Annotated in this window: 6 protein-coding genes; 1 reads left to right on the top strand and 5 read right to left on the bottom strand. The window is 60.5% G+C overall.

All coding sequences use genetic code 11. The annotated features are described in order from the left end of the window. The first annotated feature begins 3 nt into the window (after positions 1–3). Positions 4–990 carry an Hsp33 family molecular chaperone HslO gene (locus Q0341_RS11165; RefSeq protein WP_299513227.1) on the top strand — a complete coding sequence of 329 codons (987 nt, stop codon included), beginning with the start codon at positions 4–6 and terminating at the stop codon, positions 988–990. A 301-nt stretch (positions 991–1,291) separates the two neighbouring features. Here Q0341_RS11165 and Q0341_RS11160 read toward each other — a convergent pair whose 3' ends face one another. The 5 genes from Q0341_RS11160 to Q0341_RS11140 all read right to left on the bottom strand — a co-directional run. Beyond that, on the bottom strand, positions 1,292–2,551 hold the full coding sequence (locus tag Q0341_RS11160; protein WP_299513225.1) for an acyl-CoA dehydrogenase family protein: 1,260 nt from the start codon (positions 2,549–2,551) through the stop codon (positions 1,292–1,294). 40 nt (positions 2,552–2,591) lie between these two features. Beyond that, positions 2,592–3,677, bottom strand: coding sequence for a phosphotransferase (locus Q0341_RS11155; protein ID WP_299513223.1), 1,086 nt, complete (start codon positions 3,675–3,677; stop codon positions 2,592–2,594). Positions 3,678–3,741: 64 nt separating this feature from the next. Further along, a complete protein-coding gene (locus Q0341_RS11150; RefSeq protein WP_299513221.1) occupies positions 3,742–4,461 on the bottom strand; it encodes a Crp/Fnr family transcriptional regulator in 720 nt (239 codons plus the stop codon). A gap of 57 nt (positions 4,462–4,518) precedes the next feature. Continuing rightward, complete coding sequence (locus Q0341_RS11145; RefSeq protein ID WP_299513219.1) at positions 4,519–5,298, bottom strand: oxepin-CoA hydrolase, alternative type; 780 nt, start codon at positions 5,296–5,298, stop codon at positions 4,519–4,521. A 46-nt stretch (positions 5,299–5,344) separates the two neighbouring features. Continuing rightward, positions 5,345–5,908, bottom strand: a 564-nt coding sequence (locus Q0341_RS11140; protein ID WP_299513217.1) for a 3-hydroxyacyl-CoA dehydrogenase family protein, incomplete at its 5' end; no start/stop codon positions are given.

The raw sequence follows: 5,908 nt of genomic DNA, 5'->3' as shown, positions 1-5,908 counted from the left end.
ACTTTGTCCGAACTCCATAAATTCATTTTCGAAGGCCTGCCGGTTCGCGGCATGCTGGTGCGCCTGACCGATGCCTGGCAAGACATCCTGGCGCGGCGTGCTGCCAATTCCGAAACCGGTGCATACCCTGCGCCCGTGCGCCAGTTGCTGGGCGAGATGGCCGCGGCGGGCGTGCTGATGCAGGGCAACATCAAGTTCAACGGCGCGTTGGTGCTGCAGATTTTTGGCGACGGCCCGGTCAAGCTCGGCGTGGTCGAGGTGCAACCGGATTTGAGCCTGCGCGCCACCTGCACCCAGGTGGGCGAGGTGGCCGACGACGCCACCCTGAGCCAAATGGTGAACGTGAACAATGAAGGGCGTTGTGCCATTACCCTAGACCCGCAAGACCGCTTGCCCGGCCAGCAGCCTTACCAAGGCGTGGTGCCGCTGTTTGGCGACCGGGGTGAAAAGCTGGAGAACATCAGCGAGGTGCTGGAGCATTACATGCTGCAGTCCGAGCAGCTGGACACCGTGCTGGTGCTGGCGGCCGATGACAAGGTGGCAGCGGGCTTGCTGATTCAGCGCCTGCCCATTGAAGGCGAGGGGAATTTGGCGGGTAAAACCGATTCACTCATGCGTGAATCTGTGCTGGGCCAAAGCGAAGATTTCAGCCGCATCTCCATCTTGACCAAAAGCATCAAGCGTGAGGAGCTGCTGGGCTTGGACGCCGAAACGATTCTGCACCGCTTGTATTGGGAAGAGCCGCTGGCCCGGTTTGAACCCTTCATGGGCGACAACGGCCCGCGCTTTGCCTGCCGCTGCAACCGCGAGCGTGTGGGCAACATGATCCGCAGCCTGGGCACCGAAGAGGTGGAAGGCATCATCGCCGAGCAAGGGCAGGTGGAAGTGGGTTGTGATTTTTGCGGTGCGCAATACCGGTTTGACCCGGTAGATGCGGCCGGCTTGTTCACCGGCTTGCCACCCGATTTGCCCGCTGGCTCGGTGCACTGAGCGCCCTGCTGAGTCCTGTGAGGCAGTGAGGCCGAGGCTAATGAAGTGGCGAGCCGAGTGGAGCAGCCCGATCTTGTGTCTGTTGTAGGTCGGCGCCTTCAGGTCCGACAATGCCTACCGCAACGTTCCGAAAATGTGGCTTCGCGATGCTTAGAGGTCAAAACTCTTAAAGGCCCTACGGTCAGCTCTTCAGGCTACGCTCTGCAGAGCTTATTCGTGACCAACCAGTTGCGGACCCATCCCCAAACGAAACTCAGCAGCGCCATCAAAGACGCTGCTGAGTTGGGATGCACGGGACCGATCAGCTGCCGCGCGTGACGGGCATGCCGAGTTCGCCGGGCAGCGCCAATTGCTTGGCCAGTTCCAGTTTGGCCAGCGAATTGCGGTGCACTTCGTCTGGACCATCGGCCAGGCGCAGGGTGCGCTGGTGGGCGTAGGCATAGGCCAGCGGGAAGTCTTGCGACACACCGCCACCACCGTGGGCCTGAATGGCCCAGTCGATGATCTGGCAAGCCATGTTGGGGGCCACGATCTTGATCATCGCGATTTCGGCCTTGGCGACCTTGTTGCCCACGGTGTCCATCATGTGAGCCGCTTTGAGGGTCAGCAGGCGGGCTTGCTCGATCATGCAGCGCGATTCGGCAATGCGCTCTTGCCACACGGTCTGGCGGGCCACTTCGCGGCCAAAGGCCACGCGCTCGTTCAGTCGTTTGCACATCAGCTCCAGGGCGCGCTCGGCAATGCCGATGGTGCGCATGCAGTGGTGGATGCGGCCAGGGCCCAAGCGGCCTTGTGCGATTTCAAAGCCACGGCCTTCGCCCAGCAAAATGTTTTCGGCCGGCACACGCACGTTTTTGAGCAACACTTCCATGTGGCCGTGCGGCGCGTCGTCGTAACCAAACACCGACAAGGCGCGCACCACGGTGATGCCGGGGGTATTGGCGGGCACCACGATCATGGATTGTTGTTCGTGGCGACCGGCATCGGGGTTGGTCTTGCCCATGACGATGTAGATCGCGCAGCGTGGGTCGCCCGCGCCGGACGACCACCATTTGCGGCCGTTGATGACATATTCGTCGCCGTCGCGGCGGATCTCGCATTCGATGTTGGTGGCGTCGGACGAGGCCACATCGGGCTCGGTCATCAAGAAGGCCGAGCGGATTTCACCGCGCAGCAAAGGCTCCAACCATTCGTCTTTGAGGGTTTCGCTGGCATAGCGTTCCAGCGTTTCCATGTTGCCGGTGTCGGGCGCTGAGCAGTTGAAAATTTCGGCTGCAAAGGGTACGCGGCCCATGATCTCGCACAGGGGTGCGTATTCGAGGTTGGACAGGCCTTGCGGTGCGCGTGTCGACTTGGGCAAGAACAGGTTCCACAAACCGGCGGCCAAGGCCTTGGGCTTGAGTTCCTCGACGATTTTGGTGGGCACCCAGGCGTTGCCTTTGGCGCGGTTTTCGGCAATCTCTTCGAAGAATCTCGCCTCGTTGGGGTAAATGTGCTCGTCCATGAAGGCCAACAAACGGGCCTGCATGTCTTTGACCTTGGGGGTGTATTCAAAATCCATGGTCTATCTCCTTGAAGTGATGGGTCGTAAAAAGGGGGTGTCAGGCTTTGCAAGCGAACTGCCAGGCCAACTCGGCCATCGGGCGCGCACCGGCACCGGAGGATTTGGCTTGATCGCTGGACGCAGTGCCGTCTTCGACGCGTTTGGCAATGCCTTGCAAGATCGCGGCGATGCGGAACATGTTGTAGGCGAGGTAAAAGTTCCAGTCTTTGGCCAAAACCTCGGGTGTGGTGAAACCGGTGCGCTCGCAATAGCGGCGGATGTATTCGGCCTCAGATGGGATGCCGAGCGCCGCGAAATCAAGACCACCGATGCCCCTGAAGGTGCCCGGTTTGATGTGCCAGGCCATGCAGTGGTAGCTGAAGTCGGCCAGCGGGTGACCCAGCGTGGACAGTTCCCAATCCAGTACGGCCATCACCCGGGCTTCGGTGGGGTGGAACATAAGGTTGTCCAGGCGGTAGTCGCCATGCACGACGCCGACCATGGATTCGTCTTTGGCGCTGTCCGGGATGTTTTTCGGCAGCCACTCGATCAACTGGTCCATCTCGGGAATGGGCTGGGTGACAGACGCCGCGTACTGTTTGCTCCAGCGGCCAATTTGGCGCTCAATGTAGTTGCCCGGTTTGCCGTAGCTGGACAGACCTTGCTTGGCCACATCGACCTTGTGCAGCGCGGCCAGCACACGGTTCATTTCGTCGTAGATCGCGCCGCGCTCGGCGGGTGTCATGCCGGGCAGGGACTGGTCCCAAAGCACGCGGCCTTGCACGAACTCCATGACGTAAAACGCACGCCCAATGACCGATTCGTCGTCGCACAGCACATGCATTTGGGCCACGGGCACGTCGGTGCCGTACAGGCCTTTCATGACCGCAAACTCGCGCTCGATGGCATGGGCCGAGGGCAGCAGTTTGGCCACGGGACCGGGCTTGGCCCGCATCACGTATTGGCAAGTGGGCGTGATGAGCTTGTAGGTGGGGTTGGATTGCCCGCCCTTGAACATTTCCACGCTCAAGGGGCCTGCAAAACCGGGGAGTTTGGCGCTGAGCCAGGCCTCCAGGGCTGGAATGTCGAAGGCGTGGGTGCCGGTGACAGGCCGGGTCCCCACAAAATGATCAAAAGCACTCATGGGTTGACCCGTCGAAAATCAGTGGTCGCCGCAGTGAGCGGCGACAGGGTGGAAATGTGGCGCGTCAGTGGTCCGCGTTCACGATCAGCAGCAGTGCGTCGCGGTCCAGCACCACCAGGCCGCCCGGCTCGATGCGGATGATTTGCTCGCGCTCCATTTGCTTGAGTTCTTGGTTCACGCGTTGGCGAGAAGCACCCAGCAATTGCGCCAGCTCTTCCTGCGCCAGTTGCAAGCTGATGCGGATCGCTTTGGCGTCCGACAAACTGGGCGTGCCGTAGCTGCGCAGCAAGTGGTTGAGTTGTTTGGCCAGCCGTGCCCGCAAAGGCAAGGTGTTGAGGTCTTCCACCAAACCATACAGTTGGCGAATGCGCCGTGCATGCAGGCGCAGCATGGCTTCGTAAAACTCGACGTGCTGGGAGAGAATTTTTTTGAAGTCGGCCTTGGCCACGTTCAGCGTGGTCGTGTCGCCGTGTGCATAGCAGTCGTGCGTGCGCCGGTCTCCGTCGAAGATCGACACATCGCCAAACCAAATGCCTGGCTCCACATAGGTCAAGGTGATCTGTTTGCCCGACACCGAGGTCGAGCTCACGCGCACCGCGCCCTTGGCACAGGCGATCCACTGCTCGGGTGGATCTCCCCGTGCAGCGAGCATATCGCCGTCCTTGTGACGTTTGACGTAAGCGCATCGAAGTATGTCGTGTCGTAGTGAAGGTGAAAGACTTGAGAACCAACGACCGTTGTTGATCGACTCTCTTTCCTCCATTGTCAGAATGGGCTCGTCCATGTTCTGTCCTTTGAGTGACTGTGAATCAGATTTTTGTCGCCTGGGGGACCAGCCGCATCATTCGTATTCGGGTTTTTGCTTGTTTAAAAAAGCGGAAATGCCGACGCCCGCGTTGGGGTGGTGCAGGTTTTTGACAAAGTGATCCCGCTCGCGTGCCAGTTGGGCATTGAGGCTGCTGCCGTCGGCATCGTTCAGCAAATCTTTGATGCTGGTCAAGGCATTGGGCGCGCGGGTGTTGAGTTGTTCGCACCAGTCCAAGGCGTGTTGCAGGGCTTGGCCCGCATCGGTCAAGCGGTTGACCACGCCCAGTTGTTGCAGGCGCTCCGCCCCAATGCGCTCGCCGCACATCAGGAGTTCGGTGGCCAATTGGCGCGGCACAGCACGCGACAAACTCCAGCTGCCGCCGCCATCGGGCGAGAGGGCAATGGAGCTGTAAGCCATCACGAAAACGCTGTTGCGCGCGGCCACGATCATGTCGCAGGCTAAAGCCAACGAGAAACCGGCACCGGCTGCAGGCCCTTCGACAGCGGCGATCACTGGTTTGGGAAAGGTGCGGATCGCTTCGATCCAGTTGTGCAGGCCTTCAATGCTTTGAGCCTGGTGTTCAGGCGGCTGCTGGCGGTTGTTTTGCAAACGCTGCAAATTGCCGCCTGCGCTGAAGATGCCATTCGCTCCGGTGATCACCACGCTGCGCACATCGGCGCTGGATTCGGCCACGCTCAGGGCCTCCACACCTGCGGCGTACATCTCGGGGCCCAGGGCGTTGCGAAACTCTGGGTTGCTGAGGGTCAGGACCAAGGTCCGGCCTTCGCTGGTGCTGAGCAGTTGGGCGGTCATATTTTTAAATCAGATGGGGGCAGAGCTGAAGATCTGTCCCGCAAAGTCATTGTTCTTCCGTGTGCATCAGCGACAGGCCTATCGCACCACGGCGGCGCAGCCAAGGGCTGGGGCGATAACGGGGGTCGCCATAAACCGTTTGAAGGTTAAACAGCACTTCCAAAATGCTGTCAGGTCCCAAGCGGTTGCCCATAGCCAAGGGTCCCATGGGGTAGGCCAGGCCCAAGGTAACGGCGGTTTCCAGGTCTTGTGGGCTGCAGATGCGTTGCTGGCACATGTCGGACGCGATGTTGACGATGCACGCCACCACACGTTGCGTGACAAAACCACCACTGTCACGGATCACCGACACGGCCTTGCCGTCACGCGCAAACAAGGCATGGGCCGCATTGCGCATGTCGATGCGCGTGGCCGGGTTGGTGGCCAGCACGCGGCGCTTGGTGGAAGCGTCCTCAAACAGCATGTCGATGCCCACGGTGCGGGCCGGGTCCAGGCGCTCGACCACGGCCACGGTGGTGATGTCAAAACCCAGCGGGGCCACAATGGTCAAGGCTTCGGGTGAGGGCGATGCGCCGGTTTCGATGTTGGCCCCCAGGTCTTTGAGCAGCTG

Origin of the sequence: uncultured Limnohabitans sp. (assembly GCF_937889215.1) — a bacterium.
Classification (GTDB): Bacteria; Pseudomonadota; Gammaproteobacteria; order Burkholderiales; family Burkholderiaceae_C; genus Limnohabitans_A.
Note: the sequence above shows the minus strand (reverse complement) of the source record. Positions and strands in the feature narration are given on the sequence as shown.